Annotated in this window: 22 protein-coding genes and 1 tRNA gene; 17 read left to right on the forward strand and 6 right to left on the reverse strand. The window is 67.3% G+C overall.

Going from position 1 to position 22,092, the window contains the following annotated elements; genetic code table 11:
• Window positions 1-69 precede the first annotated feature (69 nt).
• The 4 genes from JT720_RS05285 to JT720_RS05300 all read left to right on the forward strand — a co-directional run bounded on the left by JT720_RS05285 (window position 70) and on the right by JT720_RS05300 (window position 2,250).
• Entirely contained in the window at window positions 70-534 is a 465-nt protein-coding gene (locus JT720_RS05285) for a PTS sugar transporter subunit IIA (RefSeq protein ID WP_205479847.1), read from the forward strand.
• A 12-nt stretch (window positions 535-546) separates the two neighbouring features.
• Window positions 547-885, forward strand: coding sequence for a DUF1491 family protein (locus tag JT720_RS05290; RefSeq protein ID WP_205479848.1), 339 nt, complete (start codon window positions 547-549; stop codon window positions 883-885).
• Window positions 886-1,061: 176 nt separating this feature from the next.
• Window positions 1,062-1,712: a cell wall hydrolase gene (locus JT720_RS05295; protein ID WP_237219656.1), complete on the forward strand. Its 651-nt coding sequence runs from the start codon at window positions 1,062-1,064 to the stop codon at window positions 1,710-1,712.
• A gap of 40 nt (window positions 1,713-1,752) precedes the next feature.
• A complete protein-coding gene (locus JT720_RS05300; RefSeq protein ID WP_205479850.1) occupies window positions 1,753-2,250 on the forward strand; it encodes an MmcB family DNA repair protein in 498 nt (165 codons plus the stop codon).
• Here JT720_RS05300 and JT720_RS05305 read toward each other — a convergent pair.
• On the reverse strand, window positions 2,247-2,843 hold the full coding sequence (locus JT720_RS05305; protein WP_205479852.1) for an ankyrin repeat domain-containing protein: 597 nt from the start codon (window positions 2,841-2,843) through the stop codon (window positions 2,247-2,249). The genes JT720_RS05300 and JT720_RS05305 overlap by 4 nt on opposite strands.
• A gap of 66 nt (window positions 2,844-2,909) precedes the next feature.
• Here JT720_RS05305 and JT720_RS05310 point away from each other — a divergent pair, with 66 nt between their 5' ends.
• On the forward strand, window positions 2,910-3,353 hold the full coding sequence (locus tag JT720_RS05310) for a YcgN family cysteine cluster protein (RefSeq protein ID WP_205479854.1): 444 nt from the start codon (window positions 2,910-2,912) through the stop codon (window positions 3,351-3,353).
• Window positions 3,334-4,035: a M48 family metallopeptidase gene (locus JT720_RS05315; RefSeq protein ID WP_237220037.1), complete on the forward strand. Its 702-nt coding sequence runs from the start codon at window positions 3,334-3,336 to the stop codon at window positions 4,033-4,035. The genes JT720_RS05310 and JT720_RS05315 overlap by 20 nt, the downstream gene beginning before the upstream one ends.
• Here JT720_RS05315 and JT720_RS05320 read toward each other — a convergent pair.
• Window positions 3,988-6,090 carry a transglycosylase domain-containing protein gene (locus JT720_RS05320; protein WP_205479856.1) on the reverse strand — a complete coding sequence of 701 codons (2,103 nt, stop codon included), beginning with the start codon at window positions 6,088-6,090 and terminating at the stop codon, window positions 3,988-3,990. The two genes, JT720_RS05315 and JT720_RS05320, sit on opposite strands and share 48 nt — an antisense overlap.
• A gap of 129 nt (window positions 6,091-6,219) precedes the next feature.
• Here JT720_RS05320 and JT720_RS05325 point away from each other — a divergent pair, with 129 nt between their 5' ends.
• The 6 genes from JT720_RS05325 (at window position 6,220) to JT720_RS05350 (ending at window position 14,220) form a co-directional block, all read left to right on the forward strand.
• On the forward strand, window positions 6,220-6,741 hold the full coding sequence (locus JT720_RS05325; RefSeq protein ID WP_205479857.1) for a DUF4402 domain-containing protein: 522 nt from the start codon (window positions 6,220-6,222) through the stop codon (window positions 6,739-6,741).
• Between the two features lie 161 nt (window positions 6,742-6,902).
• A complete protein-coding gene (locus tag JT720_RS05330; RefSeq protein WP_205479859.1) occupies window positions 6,903-7,424 on the forward strand; it encodes a DUF4402 domain-containing protein in 522 nt (173 codons plus the stop codon).
• A gap of 179 nt (window positions 7,425-7,603) precedes the next feature.
• Window positions 7,604-8,428 carry a fimbrial biogenesis chaperone gene (locus tag JT720_RS05335; RefSeq protein ID WP_205479860.1) on the forward strand — a complete coding sequence of 275 codons (825 nt, stop codon included), beginning with the start codon at window positions 7,604-7,606 and terminating at the stop codon, window positions 8,426-8,428.
• Window positions 8,429-8,455: 27 nt separating this feature from the next.
• Complete coding sequence (locus JT720_RS05340) at window positions 8,456-11,134, forward strand: MSCRAMM family protein (protein WP_205479862.1); 2,679 nt, start codon at window positions 8,456-8,458, stop codon at window positions 11,132-11,134.
• Between the two features lie 72 nt (window positions 11,135-11,206).
• Window positions 11,207-12,679, forward strand: coding sequence for a DUF2868 domain-containing protein (locus JT720_RS05345; protein WP_205479864.1), 1,473 nt, complete (start codon window positions 11,207-11,209; stop codon window positions 12,677-12,679).
• Entirely contained in the window at window positions 12,676-14,220 is a 1,545-nt protein-coding gene (locus JT720_RS05350) for a DUF3482 domain-containing protein (RefSeq protein ID WP_205479866.1), read from the forward strand. Before JT720_RS05345 ends, JT720_RS05350 begins: the two co-directional genes overlap by 4 nt.
• A 25-nt stretch (window positions 14,221-14,245) precedes the next feature.
• Here the strand turns inward: JT720_RS05350 and JT720_RS05355 are convergent.
• Window positions 14,246-14,332 (reverse strand) — tRNA-Leu (locus tag JT720_RS05355).
• A 149-nt stretch (window positions 14,333-14,481) separates the two neighbouring features.
• Between JT720_RS05355 and JT720_RS05360 the strand changes: the two genes are divergently transcribed.
• Window positions 14,482-14,700, forward strand: coding sequence for a hypothetical protein (locus tag JT720_RS05360; RefSeq protein WP_205479867.1), 219 nt, complete (start codon window positions 14,482-14,484; stop codon window positions 14,698-14,700).
• Window positions 14,701-14,718: 18 nt separating this feature from the next.
• Here JT720_RS05360 and JT720_RS05365 read toward each other — a convergent pair whose 3' ends face one another.
• Window positions 14,719-15,744, reverse strand: a complete 1,026-nt coding sequence (locus JT720_RS05365; protein WP_205479869.1) for a zinc-ribbon domain-containing protein — start codon at window positions 15,742-15,744, stop codon at window positions 14,719-14,721.
• A 108-nt stretch (window positions 15,745-15,852) separates the two neighbouring features.
• Between JT720_RS05365 and ftsE the strand changes: the two genes are divergently transcribed.
• Genes ftsE through JT720_RS05385 form a run of 4 tightly spaced genes read left to right on the forward strand, consistent with a single transcriptional unit; the run spans window position 15,853 to window position 18,655 of the window.
• Window positions 15,853-16,563, forward strand: a complete 711-nt coding sequence (gene ftsE / locus JT720_RS05370) for a cell division ATP-binding protein FtsE (protein ID WP_205480200.1) — start codon at window positions 15,853-15,855, stop codon at window positions 16,561-16,563.
• An 11-nt stretch (window positions 16,564-16,574) separates the two neighbouring features.
• Complete coding sequence (locus JT720_RS05375) at window positions 16,575-17,432, forward strand: cell division protein FtsX (RefSeq protein ID WP_205479871.1); 858 nt, start codon at window positions 16,575-16,577, stop codon at window positions 17,430-17,432.
• Window positions 17,429-17,962 carry a YdcF family protein gene (locus tag JT720_RS05380; protein ID WP_205479872.1) on the forward strand — a complete coding sequence of 178 codons (534 nt, stop codon included), beginning with the start codon at window positions 17,429-17,431 and terminating at the stop codon, window positions 17,960-17,962. Before JT720_RS05375 ends, JT720_RS05380 begins: the two co-directional genes overlap by 4 nt.
• A gap of 3 nt (window positions 17,963-17,965) precedes the next feature.
• Window positions 17,966-18,655: a lysophospholipid acyltransferase family protein gene (locus JT720_RS05385; RefSeq protein WP_205479874.1), complete on the forward strand. Its 690-nt coding sequence runs from the start codon at window positions 17,966-17,968 to the stop codon at window positions 18,653-18,655.
• Here the strand turns inward: JT720_RS05385 and pheT are convergent.
• Window positions 18,645-21,023, reverse strand: coding sequence for a phenylalanine--tRNA ligase subunit beta (gene pheT / locus JT720_RS05390; protein ID WP_205479876.1), 2,379 nt, complete (start codon window positions 21,021-21,023; stop codon window positions 18,645-18,647). The two genes, JT720_RS05385 and pheT, sit on opposite strands and share 11 nt — an antisense overlap.
• Window positions 21,020-22,084, reverse strand: coding sequence for a phenylalanine--tRNA ligase subunit alpha (gene pheS, locus JT720_RS05395; protein WP_205479878.1), 1,065 nt, complete (start codon window positions 22,082-22,084; stop codon window positions 21,020-21,022). Before pheS ends, pheT begins: the two co-directional genes overlap by 4 nt.
• Between the last annotated feature and the right edge of the window lie 8 nt (window positions 22,085-22,092).

A 22,092-nucleotide genomic window follows, 5' to 3' on the forward strand; every position in this document is an offset into this window, starting at 1 on the left:
CCTCGGGCTCCGGCCTGCACATCAACGATCGGGCGGCATCTTCCGCCCGCTGTCTGGACGCGTACGGGAATGCAGCTTACGCAATTCATCGATTTCGATGCCATCAAGCCGGCGCTGCCCGCGAGCAACAAGCGCGGGCTGCTGCAGATGCTTGCCCAGGCGGCGGGACAGCGGCTCGGGATCGATCCTGCGGAAGTTGCAGCCGCGGTGAGCGAGCGGGAGCGGCTCGGGTCGACCGGGTTCGGCAACGGTGTCGCCATTCCGCATGGCAAGATCGACTCCATCGGGCGCGTCTACTGCATGGTCGCGCGACTATCGGAGCCGGTCGACTACAAGGCCCTCGACGGGGCCCCCGTGGACCTGGTGTTCTTCATGCTCTCGCCGAGCGACGCGGGCGCGGATCATTTGAAGGCGCTTGCGGCGGTCAGCCGAGTCGTCCGTCATGCGCCGACTCTGGAAAAGCTGCGCGGCGCCCGATCACGCGATGCGCTGGCCGCCGTGCTGATGGGTGTGGATGAACCCCACGCGGCCTGAGGCGGCTTGAGCGTGGAGCCGCGGCTCGCGTCTGGCGTAGAAGTGTCTGCATTGCTGCGCCGAGCCGAGACGCTGGGTGGTTTCGGGATGGTGCTGCACAAGGGCGACGAGGAGCGCGGAACCATCCTGATCGCCATCGTGGAACGCGGTCGCCATTCCGCTTTTCTCGAGCGGACGCTGCGGCACGACGGCCGCTACTCATGGGGCCGCGTCGGGCCCTCCCCCGAAGATTCGCTGAAAATCGCCAACTTCATCGCGCAGCGCCGCCGTTCGGACCCGGATCAGTGGGTAATTGAACTGGATATCCCGAGCGCAGAACGATTCATCGCTGAAACGAGCGGCGAAGGTTGAGCCTGCAAAAAAGTTCCGGCAGCAGGGAACCAACGAGAGCGGGGGGTTTCCTGCAGCCGCATTGAGGCGGCGCCGGGGACCGCGCGAGACGGGGGATCACCTCAAGGCAAAACGGCGCCTGTTCGGCGCAAACCTGCATGCCTGCCGGGTGGTCAACCGCACAAGCTGGATACTCAATGTTGCATCGTTTCGCCGTGATGGTGGCCCTTGGCGCACTCGGCGCCAGTTCCGTCGCTCCGGCCCAGGTCGCTCCGCTGAGCGCCGAACCGTTGAAGCCCGCCGCCATGGCGAACCCGGTGCTCCCGACCAATGCGGACGAACCGCTGGTCGCGGTCCCGACGAATTCCGATCCTCTTGCCAATCAGGGCAGCGAAGCCGCCCCCTCTCCGGAAGCCGAGCCGGTCACCCGGGGCGCGTCGCTCGCCGAGTCGGTGAGCCTTAACCGCTCCTCCGAGGCTGGCAGCCGCGAGCTGGAATGCCTCGCCGCCGGTGTGTACTTCGAGTCCAAGAGCGAACCGCTCGCCGGTCAGCTGGCCGTGGGTCAGGTGATCGCGAATCGCGCCAACTCGAAGGGCCGCTTCCCCTCGACCTATTGCGGCGTGCTCATGCAGCGCGGCCAGTTCAGCTTCATTCGTGGCGGGCGCTGGCCCGCGGTGAACAAGAACTCGCCGCAATGGAAGAACGCGGTCGCGATCGCGCGGATCGTGGACCAGGACCTGCACGACAGCAGCGTCGGCAAGGCGTTGTTCTTCCACGCCAAGCGCGTCTCGCCGGGCTGGCGCCTGACCCGCGTGGCGTCGGTCGGAAATCACGTCTTCTACCGCTAAGCGGCTAGGTTCCGTGCTCTTTTTGTTCTAGCAGTCGGGAGTGAGTAGCGCTCCCGATTCCCTCTCGGTCCCATCTTGCTTCGACGATCTGCCGCCGATCGCAACCGACGTTGCGCGCGGCGTGACGCGCTTGTTCTGCCGTCAGGAGATCTTCGCCATTTGCGAGGTGCCGCTTCCCAACGGGCGCCGCGCCGACATGATGGCGATCGACCCCAAGGGCTGCCTGACGATCGTCGAGATCAAGGTCAGCAAGGCCGACCTGACCGGCGATTCCAAGTGGACCGACTATCTCGATTATTGCGACCGCTTCTTCTGGGCGGTGCCGGGCGCGCTTGCGGGTCTGTTGCAGGAAGAGCGATTCCTCCCGGGCGAGGCCGGACTCATCGTGGCCGATCGCTACGATGCCGCGGTGATGCGGGAAGCGGCCCACCGTCCGCTCGCTCCTGCGCGGCGGAAAGCCGAGCTGCTGCGCTTTGCCCGGAGGGCAGCGCGCCGGCTGTCGGCCCACATCGATCCGACGCTGGGCTTCGGGAACTAGAGCTTCGGACCCGCCACAGCTGCGGGTTTTTTCGACTTCGTCTGTTCGATCAGCCGGATCATCTCGGTCGAGCGGGTGTCCAGCTTCGCATAGTCCCGGGCGCTTCGACCGCTGGCGTTGTCCGCTTTGTCCGGGTTTGCACCCGCTTCCAGCAGGCGACGCACCGCGGCCACCTGCTTCTGCTGGACGGCCATGATCAGCGCCGTCTCGCCAAGCCGGTTGGGTCGGTCCACCCGTGCTCCGGCGTCCAGAAGGACATCCATGCCCTCGACCCACCCGCTGCGCGACGCGAGGTGAAGCGGCGTATCGCCAGCCCCGTTCGCCAGGTTCACGTCCGCTCCCTTGCTCATGAGGAAGCGCAGCCATTGCGTGTCGCGCCGCTGGGTGACGATGTGCAGCGCGCCCGTTCCCTCGTCGTTGCGGAAATTCACCAGGCTGGAGCCCGGCGAATTCAGCATCTCCGTCGCCTTGGCGCCGTCCCGCTGCTGCACGGCTTGCAGGAAGGTGAACCCACCGCTGGCGAACTGCGCCCCCGCTGGAACGGCCGCGAGGGCCAGCACGCAGGCGGCCACGATACCTCTTTTACGCGTCATGCCCTTGAAGGTCCCTGCCCTGATCCCTTGATTGCGGGCGCATAGCAGACCAAGGCTGCCCCTGTCATGAATGACGACGTCGCCACTGCCTGGTGGGAGAAGCCCCTTTCTGCGCTGGACCGCGGGCAGTGGGAAGCGCTGTGCGACGGCTGCGGCCGCTGCTGCCTCCACAAGCTGGAGGATGACGAAACGGGCGAGCTGTTCCCGACCAATGTCGCTTGCAAGATGCTCGACCGGCGGCATGGGCGCTGCACCGATTACGCCAATCGCAAGAGGTGGGTGAGCGATTGCGTGCAGCTTTCGCAGGGCAAGCTCGAGGCGCTGGAGTGGCTGCCCTCGACCTGCGCCTATCGACTTCGCGCCGCCGGAGAGGCCCTACCCCACTGGCATTACCTGGTATCGGGCAGCCGCGAGACGGTGCACGAAGCTGGCATGTCGACGCGCGGCTGGACGGTCAGCGAAGTCGATGCCGGAGACCTCGAGTTCCATCTTGTCGACCGCGAACTTTAACGTTCCCGGCCTGCCGCTGCCCGTCGCGGTCACGCGGCACCGTACGGCCCGGCGGATGCGCTTGCGGGTGGACCATGACGCCGGTCTCATCCGCCTCACGGTGCCGGCCCGGGCGAGCGCAAAAGCGGCGCTAGGCTGGGCGAAGGAACAGCGGCTCTGGGTCGACGCACAGCTCGCGGCAGCACCTGCCGCAGTGCCGCTGGAGCCCGGGGCAACCATACCGTTCCGCGGCGAGCCGCTGGAACTCGTCTGGTCCGAGACGCGGCGGCGGTCCTTCTCCCTTCACGAGGGACGTCTCACGGTGGGCGGACCCCGCGAAAGCTTCTCGAGTGCGGTCGAACGGTGGCTGCGCCGGCAAGCCCTCGACATGCTGAGCGCAGAGACTGCTAGGATCGCCGCCGAAGCGGGCGTTGTGGTGCGCTCCGTTGGGGTCGGCGACCCGGTGTCACGCTGGGGAAGCTGCACGTCGAGCGGTGCGATCCGCTACAGTTGGCGGCTCATCCTGGCACCCCCGGACCTGCTGCGCTTCGTCGTCGCGCATGAGGTGGCCCACCGGCTGCACCTCGACCATGGCCCGCGCTTCAAGGCCGTGGAGGGGAAGCTGTTCGGAAGGCCGGTGGCAGAGGCGCGCGCCTTACTGCGGGAACTCGCTCCGACCCTGCGGGCGGTCGGCCGGAGCTGACGGCGCGGGCGCTCGGTCCGGGCGCTGCGGAGCGCCCTCTGGCGGCGGCGGCTCACCTCCGAAGATCCGGTCGAGTTCGGTCTGGTCGGGAGTGGGACCTTGCCCGGGCGCGGGTGCCCGTCCCTGGGGCGCGAGCGGGTCCGAGGGCTGGCTGAGGATCGGGTTGCCGTCGGCATCAACCAGCGGCTCGCTTTCGATCACCTCATTCCCCCAGAGCTGCTCCTCGGGCTCCAGGTCCCAGTTCGGCATCGGGACCTCGGTTTCGAACTGCTGGACCGGCCGACGGGCCACGGCTGTGACCATGAAGTCATGGAAGGCGCGCGCCGGAGCGGTTCCGCCCTGCAAGCCCGGTACGGGTCGCGCATCGTCGCGGCCCATCCATACGCCCGTCGTCAGTCCCGACGAGAAACCAATGAACCAGCCGTCCTTGTTGGAACTGGTGGTTCCGGTCTTGCCCGCCACCGGCCTCCCGATCTGCGCCGCGCGGCCGGTTCCGGTGAGCACGGCGGATTGCAGGAGGTCGGTCATCTGTGCGGCGACCCAGGGCGCGACGAGCACGCGCTCCTCCTGACGCTCATGGCGATAAAGCAGCCGCCCGTCGGCCGTCGCCACGCGGGTGATGGCATAAGGCATGACGCTGATGCCTCTGTTGGCCACCGCCGCATAGGCGCGTGTCATGTCGATCAGGCGGACGTCCGAAGTGCCGAGCACCATTGAGGGATAAGTGGAGATGTTTCCGCTGATTCCGAACCGATGTGCCATGTCGGCGATGGTTCCGAAGCCCAATTCGGCACCGATTTTGGCACTCACCGTGTTGATCGAGCGCGAAAACGCCTCTCGCAGCGTGACCGCGCCGGAATAGGTGCGGGTCGAGTTGCGCGGGCGCCAGCCCTGGATCTCGATCGGCTCGTCGACGATGGTCGTGGTCGGCTGCATGCCCGATTCCAACGCCGCGAGGTAGACGAACAGCTTGAACGCCGAGCCGGGCTGCCGCTCCGCCTGGGCGGCTCGGTTGTAGAGCGAGGCAACATAGTCCCGCCCGCCCACCATGGCTCTGACCGCGCCGTCCCGATCCAGCGACACCAGCGCCCCTTGCGCCCCCTTCGGGGTATTTGCGTTGACGGCGCGGTCGGCCGCAGCCTGCATTCGCGTGTCGAGGGTGGTCCAGACATCGATTGGCTCGCCGGTCTCGTCGATCAACGTATCCAGTTGCGGCAGGGCCCAGTCCGTGAAGTACCGCACGCTGTTCTGTCGCTCGCTCGGCTGAACAACGATCTGTGCAGGGTCCACCTGCCGAGCGGCGTTTTCCGAGATGAATCCGTTCTCGGCCATCGTCTGCAGCACCACTTCCGCCCGGCCGCGCGCTGCTTCAACGTCCGCCGTCGGCGAGTAGTTGGACGGCGCCTTGACCAGGCCCGCAATGATGGCGGCCTCGCCGAGGCTCAGTGTGGTCGCATCATGACCGAAAAAGCGGCGAGATGCGGCGTCGATGCCGTAGGCGCCACCGCCGAAGTAGACCCGGTTGAGGTAGAGCTCGAGGATCTGGTCCTTGGAGAACTTGCGCTCGATCGCGAGCGCGAGGATCATCTCCTGCAGCTTCCGACCGACGCTGTACTTGTTCGTGAGGAAGATGTTGCGGGCAAGCTGCTGCGTGATCGTGGAGCCGCCCTGCAGCCGACGACCCGTTCCCAGATTCGCGATTGCGAAGCGGGCGATGCGGGCGAGTGCGACCGGATCGACACCAGGGTGGCTGCGGAAGCGCTGGTCCTCCACCGCGATCATTGCCGAGCGCATGGCTGGCGGGATCTCGTCGTACCGGAGCCAGCGGCCGAAGCTGGGACCGAGGGAGACCAGAAGCTGCCCATCGGCGGAGCGGACCCGGATCATCTGGCCAAGGTCGTTGCGCCGGGTCAGGTCCTGGTAGGACGGCAGCTGCGACATGGCGACGGCTACAGCGATCACCAGCGCAAGCAGGCCCAGCAAGGCGGCGTAGAGCATCCATTTCAGCGCCGTGACCCAGCGGCGACGCGGTTTCAGAGCAGGTGATTTTGCCATCCGGGGCGCAGGCGTAAGCGGTCGGTGCCGGTGCGGCAAGCGTCAGCCTTCGATAGTCGGGTGGAGCAGGAACAATGGTTAGCGCTGCGTTTACCCGGTTTACACCATTGTGGAGGTACCTCGACAGGCATGAGGCTTCGCGTCTGCCTGTCTGGATGGGTCATGGCGGCCGGGATCGTGTTGAGTTCACCATCCCAGGCCGTGCAGTGCCGTCTGTGTGGCGCTCCCTCGAACCTTGCGGATGCCGAGCGGTCCGGAACACCGGTTCGCATCGAGGTGCAGACCAGCCTCAACTTCGACCGGCTGATCCTCACCGCGCAGGGCGGCGGGTCGGTTCGGATCGCGCCGGATGGTTCGCGCAGTGCCAAGGGCGGAGTGGCGTCGGCCGGCAGCCGGACCATGGTCGGCAGCGTGGTCCTCCGTGGCGAGCCGCACCGCACTATCCGGGTCGACCTGCCGTCCCAAATCGAGCTGTGGGGCTTTTCCGGCGGTCATATCGCCATCACCCGGATCGAAACCGATCTTCCGTCGGCTCCTCGCCTGGACGCTAACGGACGACTGGCCTTCCGCTTCGGCGGCGAGGTCCAGGTCGATGGAAATGCCGAGGGCGACTATCGCGGAGACGTTCCGATCACCGTGGAATACCTCTGATCAGTATCGGGTCCGCGCCGGTCCAATCCTCAACCGCCGATTAACCATCCCCTTGAGGGAAGGCGTAAGCGGGCAGGGTTAATGAGGGTCCCGTGGATGGACGACTCGGGACGGCCGAGCTCGACCGCCGCCGAATCGGAACCAAGTGGGGATACTTCTCGATGACCAATTTCCTTCGTATGGCGGCGGTTGCCGCGACTGCCGCCGCGGCGGTAACTGCGGCCCCGGCCGTTGCTGCGCCGGTGGGCGTGACCAGCGGACCGAAGCCGACCGCCAATGCGCGGATCATCAAGCCGCTGACGCTGACCCGCGTCCGTGACCTCGACTTCGGCACCATCGTGATGGACTCCGTGCCCGTCGGTGGCTCGGCCGTTTCCGTCAGCACCGCCAGCGCGCGCAGCTGCGGCGCCGGCCTGACCTGCTCGGGCACTGCCCAGTCGGCGCAGTACAATGTTCGCGGTACGAACAACCAGGTCGTGCAGGTGTTCGCAACCAACGTCAGCCTGACCGGCTCGAACGGTGGTTCGCTGACCTTCACGCCGGCGGTCCCAGGCAACGTGACCCTGACCAGCTCCGGGGCGCCGGGCAACAACTTCGACGTCGGCGGCTCGATCACGGTCCTGCCGACCACGATCGACGGCGTCTACTCGGGCGACATGGAAGTCACTGTCGACTACCTGTAAGCTTCGCGGACAGCACGCCGGGCATGATCCGGCGGCGGACCAGGGGAGGGTCGCCGGCCACGGCGGCCCTTCTTCTTTGCCGGTTAGACGGCCATGGTTAGCGCAATCTCAACCATTTCCGTTGCAATCCTTTCCCGAGGGCGGCGCCAGAGCCGCGACCCTGGGGAGTTTACCGGATCATGTCACGTATTGGCCAAGTCGTCCGCGCAGCGCTGGTCGCGCCCCTAGTGCTCCTCGCGGCGCCTGGCACGACGGCGGGTGGAGGCGACCTGCTGGTCGCGCCGACGCGCATCGTCCTGAACGGCAGCCGCGGAACGGAGATCATCCTCAACAACATCGGGAATGAAGTCGCGACCTATCGCATCTCGGTCGAGTTGCGCCGGATGAAGGAAGACGGCTCGCTCGAGCAGGTCGAGCAGCCCAACACCGCCGAAGCCGCCGCCCGCGACATGATCCTGTACGCCCCGCGCCGCGTGACCCTGCCGCCGGACCAGCCGCAATCGATCCGGCTCAGTGCGCGCGCTCCGCAGGGACTGCCGGATGGCGAATACCGCGCGCACCTCCTGTTCCGGGCCGTGCCTCCCCCGCGTCCGGCCGTTCAGACTCCGGCCGATTTCAAGGGCATCGGCTTTGCCCTGACGCCGATCTACGGCGTGACGATACCGGTCATCGTTCGCCTGGGTAACCTGCAGGCACAGGCCGGCATCTCCAACGTGCGGCTCGGCAAGGATGCCAGCGGACACCCCACCGTGTCACTCGAGCTCAGCCGCACCGGACAGCGCTCGACCTATGGGGAGATCCGGGTGCTGAAGTCCGGTGTCGCGGAGCCGATCGCTCTCCAGCGGGGCGTCGCCGTCTACACCGAAGTGAACAAGCGCCGCGTGGAGGTCCCGGTGGACGCTCGCTTCGTGGACCAGGCGAAGGGTCCGGTCACGGTCCAGTATGTCGAGGTCGGCGACGGCGTGAACGACGTGATCGCCGAAACCCGCACGGTCCTGAACTAGACCCGAGCGGAGGAAGGCGTTCCAGGCATGACCCCGCTCGCGCGCTTCGGCCGGAGTGCGTTGATGATGCTGGCGCTGGTCGCCGGCACCGTCGCCGCGCCTGCTGCATCGCCGGTCAATCCGGCATGGAGCGCCGATCCCGACGAGCAATATCTCCTTGATGTGAACATCCGCCAGTTGCAGCTCGGCGACGGCGTCCGGGCCTACCAGACTCCGGAAGGCACGTGCGTGCTGCTCGGCGACTTCCTGACGGCGCTAGACGTGCCGATGACGATCGACCTTGCGGCCGGCCGTGCCAGTGGCTGGGCCTTCAACGAAAACCATCGGATCACGATCGATCGAATGACGCGGTCGGTTCAGTATGGTGGTGCGCGCGAGGCGCTCAATCCCGGAACGGTGCGGGAAGTGCCGGAAGGCTGGTGTGTCGACGTAAAGGCGCTCAGCCGCTGGTTCGGGCTGGGCATCACCGCAAATACCGGCGCATCGGTCCTGCTGCTGGAGAGCGAGACCAAGCTTCCGGTGGAGCTCGCCAAGGAGCGGCGGGACCGCGCCGCGCGGATCCGACCGGCTGCGTTCGATCTCAAGGGCTTGCCACAGGTCAAGCTACCTTATCGCCTGTGGCGGGCTCCGGCATTGGACTTCGTCGTCAACGCCGGGGTGACCTATGATGCCCGGACCGGCGCGCGCGTTGACCGCCGGGCAGCGATCATGGCGGCCGGTGAGATCGCCACCCTGTCATACGAAGCCCGGCTTGGTACGAACGAGAAGGGGGTGCCGGACACCTTCCGCTTCAAGGCGTTCCGTTCGGATCCCGACGCTGCCCTGCTCGGCCCCCTCAAGGCGACGACTTACGCCGTCGGCGACGTGGAAGGTGTCTCGTCAGCCCTGGCCGGCACCGGTACGCCGGGTCGGGGCGCAATGGTGACCAACCAGCCGCTCAATACTCCGGCTGCATTCGACCGGACCAGCTTCTCCGGCGAGCTGCCGGCCGGCTGGGAGGCGGAGCTGTACCGCAACGGCGAGCTGGTCGCGTTTTCCGAGAGCAGGCCGGATCGACGATACCAGTTCTCCGAAGTGCAGTTGCTCTATGGCGAGAACCGGTTCGAGATCATCAGTTATGGACCGCAAGGGCAGGTGCGAAGTCGCGTCGAAACCCTGACCGTGGGACCGGAAAACGTGCCGGCCGGAAAGACCTGGTACTGGGCGGGAGTTGTCGATCCCGGGCATGACCTGATCGACTTCCGCAAGGACTGGAAGGAGCGCTCCGACCAGGGTTGGCGTGCCGCCGCGTCCGTCGCGCACGGCCTCGACAAGCGCACGTCCGTTTCGGCACTGGTGCAGACGCTGGTGGAGCAGGATGAGCGGGTCACCTTCGTGGAAGGCGCCATGAGGCGCTCAGTCGGGCCTGCGCTGGTGGAGATTGCGGCAGCCCGCGATACGCAGGGTGGGATGGCTTTTCGCGGTCAGGCGCTGGCCCGGCTTGGGTCGGTGTCCCTCTCGGCCCAGTCCATTGTGTCGAAAGGCTTTCGCGGCCGCGGCGAAGGGGCGAACATTGTCGGCGACCACCGCCTGACTGTGGATGCGCCCCTGAAGCTCGGACGCACCAACCTTCCCGTCCATGGCGACATCCGCCTTGCCGAATATGCCGGAGGCGGCCGGCTGCTGGAAGGGCAGCTGCGAACATCCACGATGATCAGCCGCTTCAACCTGGCGACGGCGTTCCGCTATCGGAGGACCTTCTCGGCAAGCGGCCCGGCACCGCCTGGCGAGCTTGAGGCGGCCCTGATCGGCAGCGGCCGAATCGGTCCGGTGCGCGTGCGCGGATCCACCGAATGGCAGATTGCGCCCTCTTCGCGTCTCGAGCGCGCGGAGTTGTCCGGCTATTGGAGCGCGACCGACAATGTGGACTGGGAAGGCGCAGTGGCCTGGAACCGCGATGGGCGGCGCGCCAATGCACGAGTGTCGCACATCCGGCGATTCAACGCCCTGGCGGTCTCGCTCACGGGCGAGGCGGCGACGGACGGCTCGGTCGCGGCCGGGATCTCCCTCAACTTCTCCCTCGACCAAAGCGCAGGGCGATTCCGCCTGTCGCGCGACCCGCTCGCCAGCACCGGCAGCGTTCGAGCGAAGGTCTATCGGGATCTCAACGCCAACGGCAACCGCGATCCGGACGAGCCGCTGCAGGCGGGGGCGCTGATCACCGCTGGCCTCCGGATCTCCGACCGTCCGACGGACAAGGGCGGAGCAACGTTTGTTTCGGGGCTGGACAACTACAAGCCGATCGCCATCGGCATCGACGAGAGCAGCCTCTCCGATCCCAATCTCGTGCCCGGCCGATCGGCGCAGGTCGTCACTCCACGGCCCGGTGTCACCGCCACGGTCGAAATTGGCCTTGTGGGCGGCGGCACGGTGGAGGGAGTCCTGATCCGCAGCGGAGGCGGCGGTTTCGAAGGGTTGGACGTCGAACTGGTCGACGAGAGCGGGCGTGCCGTCGCGACCACCCGGTCGGACTTCGACGGCTATTTCCTGTTCGAACGGGTTGCCTACGGCAGGTACCGCGTTCGGCTGGCCGCGGCGTCTGCCAAGGCCTTCGCATCCGCGGCCGACCTGTCGCAGATGTTCGAAGTCAGCGAAGATCGAAGCGTTGCCAGGCTGGGCACCTTGCAGGTCGCCCCCGCGCCAGTCCTTGCCGCCTTGTCCAAGTAAGTCGCGCGAGACGACTTCCGGACTGCTCGGGCCGGCCTGCATCCTGTTGCGGGCTCGCGGGTTCTCCAGCCCATGAGGAGGTTGCACCTGAAGGAAGCGGCCGCACGCGAGGTGCTGCTCGTCCGCGCCATCGAGAGCGAAGACCCGCAAGGGGCTATCCTCACCCAGGAAGACCGGCGCTACGCGTCGGCAACCGCCCTTCTGGACCATCCAGTGGGAGAGAACCCCAATCAGAGCCAGACCGGGGCCTTCCTTCATCGCCGAGCCAGCCTGGCCATGACGCGTCTGCTGGCACGCTATCCGGCGCTGCGCCGGGTGTGCTCCGTCTCTCGCTGGCCGAAATGGCTGAGCTGGCTGGTTCCGCTGGCGGCGCTGGCGCTCGGCTCCGCGACCAACGTGCTGGACGGACCGCGGCTCAACATCCTCGCCTTTCCGCTGCTCGGAATGCTCGCGTGGAACGTCGCTGTCTACCTGTGGCTGTTCCTGACGGCGCTGACGCCGCGGCGCGAGAGCCGCCCGGTGCTGCACACGGTTGAACGCTGGCTGCAGCCGGTCGCCGCCAGGCTCGCCGCGCAACCGACGCTGGAGCGTGGGGTGTCGCGCTTCGCCGGCGACTGGGCGAAGGCGGCCGGACCGGTAACGCGTCTGCGGATCAGCCGTACCTTGCACCTGGCGGCGGCCCTGTTCGCGGTCGGCCTGCTCGCAGGAATGCTGGCCCGCGCGCGCTATGCCGCAAGCTACAGCGCTGGCTGGGCAGGAACCTGGGCGGGAGCCGAGCAGGAGATTGAGTGGCTGCTTGGCGTCATCCTGGGTCCGGCCAGCTGGCTGACGGGCATTGCCCTGCCCACTGCGGAACGGCTGCGCGACCTGCGCGAAGGCTCGGAAAATGCTGGGAATTGGTTGATCCTGTGGGCGGTGACCACCGTGCTGGTCGTGATCGTGCCCCGACTCGTGCTGGCCGCGCTGTGTGCCTTGCGGGGAGGGATTCTTGCGCGGCGGCTGCCGGTGCCCGGAACGGAGGACTTCTATGTTCGGCGCCTGATCCGTGACGCGCTTGGCCGGCCGGGCACGGCACGGATCATCCTCTATGGACTGCGATTGTCCGAACAGGACAAAGAGAAGCTCGAACGCTTGGCGCGGCAGGCCCTGGGCGACAAAACCCGAATCTGCATCGAACCTGCTGTGGACTACGGTGCGGAAGACGCGTGGCTGGCGGAACAGGGCGCGAGCCTCGGTGAAGCAGACCAGCTGCTGCTGCTGTTCAGTCTTGGCTCCACTCCCGAGGCGGAGAACCACGGGGCCTTCGCGCTTGGAGTGCGCCAAAGCCTTGCGGGCGGCGGCACCGGGCTGACGCTGCTTCTGGATGAAGGCGGCTTCCGTGGCCGATTCGGGGACCGCCGGGCGGACGAACGGCTCCGAGCTTGGCAGCAGGTGCTAGCCACGACGGGCCTCGAACCGGTGCTGGTCGCCATCGGCAGCACCGAGGAGGAAGTCGGCGTGCGAACCCTCGAGCGAGCGCTTCAGCGGGCGCCGAACACGGCATGAGCGAGACTTCCTCCACGCCGAACGTTCCGCGCACGGTCAATCTCAGCTTGGTCAGCCACACCAATGCGGGCAAGACCACGCTGGTCCGCACCCTGCTGCAGCAGGACGTCGGCGAAGTGCGCGACGCGGCCCACGTGACGGAGGTCGCGACCGGCTACGTCATGCTCCAGGCCGGCGCCGACACGCTGATGCTGTGGGACACGCCAGGCTTCGGCGACACGGCGCGACTGGTGCATCGCCTGCGGCTAACCGGCAATCCGATCGGCTGGCTGCTGACCCAGGTATGGGATCGCTTCCGCGACCGGCCCCTGTGGTCCAGCCAGCAAGCGGTCCGCAACGCGAGGGACGAGGCGGACGTCATCCTCTATCTCGTGAACGCCAGCGAGGATCCCGCCGGGGCAGCTTACATCCCGCTGGAGATGGAAGTGCTGGCATGGATCGGGAAACCGGTGCTGCTACTCCTCAACCAGACCGGACCGCCGGGCCCCACTTCGGAGGCCGATGAGCGACGCTGGGAAGCCCAGCTCGCTGAACTGCCGCTGGTCAGGGGCCTGCTGACCCTGGACGCCTTCGCCCGCTGCTGGGTTCAGGAGGGCGAGCTGCTCAAGCGAGTGCGGCCCTTGCTGCCGGCTGACAAGGCCGAGGCGATGCACGCACTGCTCGGCGCCTGGACGGAGCGAAACCTGCAGCGTTTCCACGCCTCCATGCGCGTCCTTGCGGAACAGCTTGGGGCAGCCGCGGCCGATCGGGAAGAGGTTGGCGAGCGTGCATTTGGAGATCGGTTGCGAGGTGCGGTGCTGAAGCCGGCCGGTGGCGACCACTCGCCACAGGCCCGGCGCGCCATGGGTCATCTGGCCGAGCGACTGGATGGTGGGATCAAGAGCTCGACGGACCAGCTGATTGCGCTCCACGGCCTCAGCGGCCGGGCCGCCCGTGAGGTGCTCAAGCGCCTGGAGAAGGATTATGCGGAATCTGCACCCGCGCGCGAGGGGATTGCCACCATGCTGGGCGGGCTCGTCAGCGGCGCCGCGGGAGGGCTCGCGGCCGACCTCGCCGCGGGTGGCATGACGCTGGGAGCCGGCATGCTCGTCGGCAGCGTACTCGGGGCTTTCGGCGCGAAGACGGCGGCGCGCGGCTACAACATGGCGCGCGGCGAGGGGCCGAACGCGGTGCGCTGGTCCGAGGAGTTCTTCCTCGGCCTCGTTCGGTCCGCGCTCATCCGCTATCTCGCCGTCGCCCATTTCGGCCGGGGCCGGGGCGAGTGGGAAGAAGGGGAGCATCCGCTGCACTGGCAGGAAGCGGCGGAGCGGGAGGTGGAGCGTGAACGCGCGGCATGGCGGCGGGCCTGGTCGAGAGCGCGGGAGGGCGAGATCTCCGCGGCCGATCCGATCGAAGCCGTGCTGACCCGCTGTGCGAAGCGAATGCTGGAAGAAATGTATCCTGAGGCGCAGGCGGTGTTTGACGATGTCCCGCTTACCCGCGGCGCTCGCAGCGGAGCTGCGGCGATCAGCAATGCTGGACCATCCCCCGGATGGTCCTAAGCTGCGGAACAGCTTGCATTGATGATGGTGCGGTCGAGAAGACTCGAACTTCCACGGCCTTTCGGCCACAGCGACCTCAACGCTGCGCGTCTACCAGTTCCGCCACGACCGCACGTCAGGACCCGGCAACTCGGTGGCTGCCGCTGGCAAGGCCCGGGCCTCTAGCAGCCCCTTTGGGGGTGCGCAATGCGCTTCATCCGTTCCGTTTTGGATCAAGTATGAAGAGCCTGTTTACCTTGAGCACCCGACAGCGTTATCGCCATGTCGATGCTTCTTTTCGGGTTCCTCGCCGGCCTTCAGGTCGCCGCGACCCAGCCGTCACCGGCGGCGGTCAGGGCGCAAAGCCGCGTGTCGATCCGCATTGTTCGTGGCGCATCGGTGAAGCGTGGCCGGTCGGGTGAGCCGCACAGCAGCGGCAAGGTCTCGCTGACCGACGTGGACGGCCAGAGGCGCACGATCCCCCTGGTCGAGTTCCACTAGCCTGCTTGAGGCTAGGAGCTAGCTCTCGCGGGTCGGCTCAGCCCCGCCCAGGTCCGGCTTGCACGGCGGCAGCTCTCCGGACGGCTTCGGCTCTCCGAAGGACAGGTCGATGCACTGGGCCGACGCAGGGATGTTCAGTTCGGCGCTGTTAAAACTGGCACTTCCCCCCGGTGCCAGCGTCCGGGCGGGCGGCGGGATCGTCCAGGTGTAGACCACTTGCTGATTGAGGCCGCGCAACTGCGCCTTGATCGGGGGCACACGCTGGGTCTCGTTGGTCGGGTTGATGACCATCCCGCTCACTTCGAGCAGCTGGTTTCCACTGGCCAGTTCCTGCCGCCCCTGCTGCTGCAACTGGATCAGCAGGGGGGTTTCGCCGGCCTGCGCCACTCCCGCGCGCTGCTTCCACTCGGCCGGGGCAAGGAACCAGAATGCGGCTGCGAGCGCCGCGATCAGGAGCAATGCCACAAGCAGGTAAACCGGTCCGCGCCCTCGCGGCTTCTGCTCTTGCTCCGAACCGGCTGGGTATGGACTATATTCCTCTTCCTCACGGACTCCGCTCCAGTTCGCGGCATCATCGCGCGGAACGACCTCCTCGGGATAAGGGTCGGGTGAGTGAGGGGCGCCCGCCGGCACCGCGGAAGTCGGCGGAACGGGTATCCCTCCATCGGGCTGAACATCGACCAGGCTGCTGGCCGGCGAGACACTCTGTCCAGGCTCCGGCAGAGGGTGCGCGTCCGGATCTTCAGCCTTCTCTATCTCCGGGGAAGACAGATCCGGATGCGAATGATCGGACAGCTCGGCTTCCCACGGCTTGCCTCCGGGCTCCCCGGCGGGATGGGTCAGGGGCGCAGGTGCCGGGAACTCGTCCGCGCTGCCGGGCACGGGCAGGCGCTCCTCCGACGTATCGTCTGGCGGATCGAGTCCTTCCGGATCCTGGTGCCAGCTGGCCTTGCAGGACGCGCAGCGAACCTGGCGGCCCTGGGGCGGAATGGCCCCGTCCTTCACCACGTATCGTGTCCCGCATTCCGGACAGGTGAGGATCATTGGCACCCTTTCGCCTCAGTTTCGGTCTTCAGGTAAACCCCAGCGGACTCCATTGGCAAGGCGCAGGCCTCATGCCACACGGTGAAGCGCTGGGAGAGGGGACGAACACTGACCGCCATTGTCGAATTCGACAGCGTCGGATTGCGCTACGGAACAGGCGCGGAGGTGCTCCGCGACCTGGATTTCCGCCTGGCGCGGGGTGGCTTCTACTTTCTCACTGGACCGTCGGGTGCAGGCAAGACGTCACTTCTGAAGCTCCTCTACCTGGCCCAGCGCCCGACCCGCGGCCGCATCCGGCTGTTCGATGAAGAGCTTTCGGAGGCTCCGCGCGACGCGCTGCCCGCCTTCAGGCGGAGGATCGGCGTGGTGTTCCAGGACTTCCGCCTGATCCGGCACCTCTCGGCCTTCGACAATGTCGCCCTGCCCTTGCGTTTCGCGGGCAAGAGCGAGGCCGAGGTCGAAGGGCCCGTGCGGGAGATGCTCGCCTGGGTCGGACTCGCCGACCGCGCGAGCGCGCGACCGCCGACCCTGTCCGGTGGCGAGCAGCAGCGGGTGGCGATCGCGCGTGCAGTAATCGCTCAACCCGAGTTGCTGGTCGCGGACGAGCCGACCGGCAACGTCGATGCGGAGATGGCCGCGCGCCTCCTGCACCTGTTCGATGCACTCAATCGCCTCGGCACCACAGTGGTCGTCGCGACCCATGACATGTCGCTGATCGCTGCCACTCGCGGCGCACAGCTGCTTCGGCTGGAGGGCGGACATCTGGGCGATCCCACGGGCAACCTCAGGCACCCTCCATCCGCGGTCGGGCTTGCCTGATGCTCAGCTGGATGTTCCCGCCGGTCCCGGAGCGCCGGCTGCTTCCCGACACGCGCGGCCGGCCGATGCCGTGGGTCATCGGAATCATGATGTTCGTGACGGTGGTGGTCGCGGCCGCGGGGCTGGCGATTGCGAATTCCGCATCGGTGGTGCGAGGGGGCGTCGAAAACCGTTACTCCATTCAGATCCCAGATGGCGGAGAACTGGCCGCGACAGCTGCATCGGCTGCACGATCGGCCCCGGGGGTGACCGCTGTCCGTCCGGTTCCGGAGGCGGACGTTCGCAAAACGCTGAAAAGCTGGCTGGGTGATGCCGCCAGCAACGCGGATCTTCCCCTGCCGTCGTTGATCGACATAGACTTGGCCGCGGGCGCTGATCCTGCTGCGGTGGAACAGCGAGTCCGGTCCACGGTCCCCCAGGCCCGCTTTACGGCCTATAAGGAGCAGCTCGCGCCCTTGGCCCGCTCCCTGACGGCGCTGCAATGGCTGGCGCTCGGGTTGGTGGTGCTGATGGCGGTCGCAACGGCCGCCTCCGTGGTCCTCGCTGCTCGCAGCGCCCTGGAAGCCAACCGGACGAGCATCGAGATCATGCATGGCGTGGGCGCAACGGACGAACAGGTCGCGCGCCTGTTTCAGCGCCGTATCGCCATCGACGCTTTCATCGGGGGAGCGGCCGGAGCCGGACTCGCGGCCCTCACGCTACTGTTGGTTGCGGGTGTCTCGGGCAACATCATGGGCGACCTTGTGGGCGGCTCGCTGATCGGTCCGGGCGGCATGCTGCTGCTGGCCTTGCTGCCGCTAGCCTTCACCCTGCTTGCGACGGTGGTTGCCAGAGCGGCGGTTCTCAAGGCATTGCGCGCCGCCCTATGATCCTTCGCCTGACGGCCTTCCTCCTTCTGCTCTACGCCCTGGGTTTCGCCCTGTTCGGCGTGACTCTGAGCCGTCCTGCCGAGGACGGACGAACCGACGCGATCGTAGTTCTGACCGGCGGCCCGGGCCGCATCGAGCGAGGCGTCGAGATCATGACGGCCGGCCGAGCCAAGCGCATGTTGATCGCCGGCGCCGATCCGAGCGTCACCCGCGCCGATCTCGTGCGCCGGCTTGGTCCCGCGGCCGCGCGTCCGTTCCGCTGCTGCGTCGACCTGGGCGCCGAAAGCGTGGATACCCGCTCCAACGCGGAGGAAGCCGGGCGGTGGATGAAGCGTCGCAACTACCGCTCGCTCCGGCTGATCACCAACGACTGGCACATGCGACGTGCGCAGTATGAATTCCGGCGGCACCTCGGGAAGAGCTACACGATCGTACCGGACGCGGTCCCCACGCAGCCGCGGTTCCGGACCCTGTTCGGAGAGTATAACAAGCTGTTGCTGCGACGGGCCGCCGTTTTGCTGGATATCTGACCGATGAGCCTGCTGCGTTCGCTGCTGTTCAGCCTGCTCTTCTACCCGGGCACGCTCGTTTACGTGCTCGCGGCCTTTCCGGCTGCGGCTATCGGCACTGGTCCCCTACGAGCCGTGGTCCACGGTTGGTCCGCCTACCACCATGTCCTCGTCCGATGGGTGCTCGGCATCAGGTTCGTGTTTGAAGGCCGCATTCCGCAGGGCCCGCACCTGATCGCGATCAAGCACCAGGCGATGGTGGAAACAGTTGAAGCGTTGCGGATGGCCGATACCCCGGTCGTGGTGATGAAGCGCGAGCTGACCGTCATTCCGCTCTTCGGCTGGGTCACGCGGAGCTACGGAGTGATCGGCGTGGACCGGGAGGCGGGGGCGAGCGCGTTGCGTGAGATGATGGTGCGCGCCAAGGAAGCGGTCGCCAGCGGCCGCCCCGTGGTGATCTTCCCGGAGGGCACGCGAGTGCCGGCCGGCCAGACGCCGCCTCTCCGGGCCGGCTTCGCCGGGCTGTACCGCATGCTTGGGCTGCCCGTGGTGCCCGTCGCGCTGGACAGCGGGCGGCTATGGGGCCGCGGCTTCATCAAGCGCCCAGGCACCATCCGCGTCGTGGTCGGCGAGACCATCCCGCCCGGGCTGAAGCGGGACGAGGTCGAGGCGCGCGTGCACGCCGCGATCAACGCGCTCGAACCTAGCTCCTGAGGCGCGCGCCCAGCTTCGTCGCGGCGCCCACGATCCGCTCGCTGACCGCGCTGATCTCGGCCTCGGTCAGCGTCTTCTCCGTCGGCTGCAGCACAATCTCCACCGCCAGGCTCAGCTCGCCGCCTTCCGGCTGATATCGGTCAAAGACGCGCGCGCCCGTGATCAGAGCCCTGTCGGCGCCGCGGATGGCGCGAACCAGCTGGTCGGCGGCAAGCTCGAGCGGAACGACGAAGGCGAAGTCGCGGGTGATCGCCTGCAGCGCCGGCGGCGTGAAGGCCGGGCGGGCTCGGCCGCTCGTGCGCTGGGCTGGGATGGCGTCGAGGTAAATCTCCGCTGCCTGTGTTCCCGCTGGCACGTCGAACCGCCTGGCAACGCGCGGGTGCATCTCGCCGAAGCTGGCAACGATTGTCTTGGGCCCGAGCCCCAGCTTCGCCGACCTGCCCGGGTGCCAAGTCGGACCCGCGTCCGCGAACACCTGCAGGTTGGCGACCGGCGCGCCGACTGAGTCGAGCAGGGCGAGCACCTCCGCCTTGGCGTCATAGGGCGAGAAGGGCCGCGCCTTGCCGCTCTGCCAGTCACGCGGAATTGCCTCTCCCGCCAGCAGGATTCCGACGGTCGGCTTCTCACCGCCCGGCAGGTAGCGGCGGCCAAGCTCGAACAGCCGGACGGAGGAGGCGCCGCGGTCGAGGTTGCGGCGCGCAGCCGCTAGCAGTCCCGGGAGGAGCGAGGGCCGCATGACCTTCATGTCCTCGCTGATCGGATTGGCCAGGATCCACGCCGGCTCTTGCAGGTCGCGCCCGAACGGAGCAGCTTCCTCTTCGGCGATAAAGCTCCACGTAACGGCCTCGTCCAGTCCGCGCGCAGCGGCAGCACGGCGGACGCGACGCTCCATACGTTGCGACGGCGTGGCGGTCGGCCGGGCGACGCCGGGCGCGCGCTCCAACGGTGTGGCGGGCACACGGTCGAAGCCGTGTATGCGGGCGATCTCCTCGACGAGATCGGCCTCGCCATCGATGTCGGGCCGCCAGCCCGGCGGCACCCAGCCGGCAGTCTCGAGCGTAAAGCCGAGCCGCTCCAGGATAGCGGCCTGCTCGTCACCGGGGATGTGTACGCCGGCGAGGCTCTCCACCCGCTCCGGCCGCAGCGGCACGAACCGGGGAACCGTGATGTCGGCCCAGTCGGCTGCGCTCGCCAGCGTAATCTGCGACGGCTCGCCCCCGCAGAGTTCGAGGATCATGGCAGTCGCCGCCTCGACCATTGGCTCCAACACCAACGGGTCCGCTCCGCGCTCAAAGCGGGCGCGGGCATCGGTATGGATCTGGTGACGGCGACCGGCGGCACCGATCGTCTCCGGATCGAACCACGCGCATTCCAGCAGCACCTCCGTGGTGCCTTCCGACACGCCGGTGTCCTCGCCCCCGATCACGCCGCCCAGCCCGAGCACTCGCGCATCGTCCGCGATCACACAGTCGTCTGAGACAACTTCATATTCCTTGTCGTTAAGGGCAACGAACCGCTCGCCTGTGCGACCCCGTCGTGCCGTGATGCCGCCCTGAAGCTTGGCCGCGTCATAGACGTGCAGCGGCCGCGCCTGATCGATCGAGAAGAAGTTGGTGATGTCTACTAGCGCCGAGATCGGCCGCAGCCCAACGGCAATCAGCCGCTTGCGCAGCCACTCGGGGCTCGGGCCGTTCGTCACTCTGCGGATGTAACGACCGGCAAAGGCGTGACAGCCGCTGCCGTCTTCCACGTGAATGGAGACAGGATTGGCGCAGCGGCTTTCCACAGGGCGGATCGGCTGCTCCCGCAGGCTGCCGAGTCCCGCTGCCGCGAGGTCGCGGGCGATGCCACGCACGCCAAGGCAGTCAGGCCGGTTCGGCGTCAAGGCAATGTCGAACACCGGATCGTCAAGTCCTGCGAAAGCGGCAAAGCTCTGCCCCACCGGCGCATCGGCAGGGAGCTCAATGATGCCATCATGCTCGTCCCCGAGTTCCAGCTCGCGCACGGAGCACATCATCCCGTTGGACTCGACCCCCCGGATCGCCGCGACCTTCAGGGTGAAACCGGAGCCCGGAACATAGGCGCCGGGAGGACCGAACACGCCCTTCATACCCGCGCGGGCGTTCGGGGCGCCGCACACCACCTGCAGCGGACCGTCGCCCGCATCGACGCTCAGCACCTGCAGCTTGTCAGCCTGCGGGTGGCGCTCGGCGGTGAGCACCTCGGCAACCACAAAGGGTGCGAGTGCTTCGGCCGGGTTGGTGACCTCCTCGACCTCCAGGCCGATGGCGGTCAGCTTGTCGGCGATCTGCTGTACCGAGGCCTCCGTATCCAGGTGGTCGTACAACCATGACAGGGTGAACTTCATGCGCCCACTCCCGCCGAGAGGGTGGGAATAGCGAGTGCCGCGAAGCCATAATGCTTCAGCCAGCGGATATCGCCGTCGAAGAACTGCCTTAGGTCATTCATCCCGTACTTTAGCATGGCGAGCCGATCGATGCCGGTGCCGAAAGCAAAGCCCTGCCACTCGTTCGGGTCGAGCCCGGCAGCCGCGATCACGCGCGGGTGGACCATGCCGCTGCCCAGCACCTCCATCCAGCCTTCCTGGCCGCCCACGACGCGCCGGCCTTTTTCCATCGACCAGCCGACATCGACCTCCGCCGACGGCTCGGTGAAAGGGAAGTAGCTCGGGCGCATGCGGATCGCGATGTCGTCGCGTTCGAAGAAGGCCTTGAGGAAGGTCTCCAGCGTCCACTTGAGGTGACCAAGGTGAATGGCTCGGTCAATCACGATACCTTCGACCTGGTGGAACATCGGCGTATGCGTCGCGTCGCTGTCCGAGCGATAGACCCTGCCAGGAGCGATGACCCGCAATGGCGCGCCATGCTTCTCCATCGCGCGGATCTGCACCGGCGAAGTGTGGGTGCGCAGCACGCGCGCCGGCTCGCCATCCCGCGGCTCGCAATAAAAGGTGTCGTGCATGGCCCGCGCAGGGTGGCTCTCGGGCATGTTGAGCGCGGTGAAATTGTACCAGTCCGTCTCGATCTCCGGACCCTCGGCGACCGCGAAACCTAGGTCGGCAAAGATCTCCGCCAGCTCGTCCATCACCTGGCTGACGGGGTGGACGGTGCCCTGCGGCCGCTCGGGCGCGGGGAGAGAGAGGTCGAGCCGCTCGGTCGCGAGCCTGCGCTCGAGTTCGGCGGATACCAGCTGTTCCTTACGCTCTGCGATCGCCTCCGTGACCCGCGCACGGACGCCCTGAATCTCCGGCCCGCGCACCTGCCGTTCGTCTGGCGTCATGCCGCCAAGCGTCTTCAGCAGGGCCGTCACCCAACCGTTCTTGCCCAGCGCTTCCACGCGCGCCGCGTCCAAGGCCTGCAGGTCGCCGGCGGCGGCAATCCGCCCGAGGGTCTGTTCCACGTCACTCATGAGGCCGC

Source organism: Sphingomonas arenae (assembly GCF_016924655.1).
GTDB classification, from domain to species: domain Bacteria; phylum Pseudomonadota; class Alphaproteobacteria; order Sphingomonadales; family Sphingomonadaceae; genus Sphingomicrobium; species Sphingomicrobium arenae.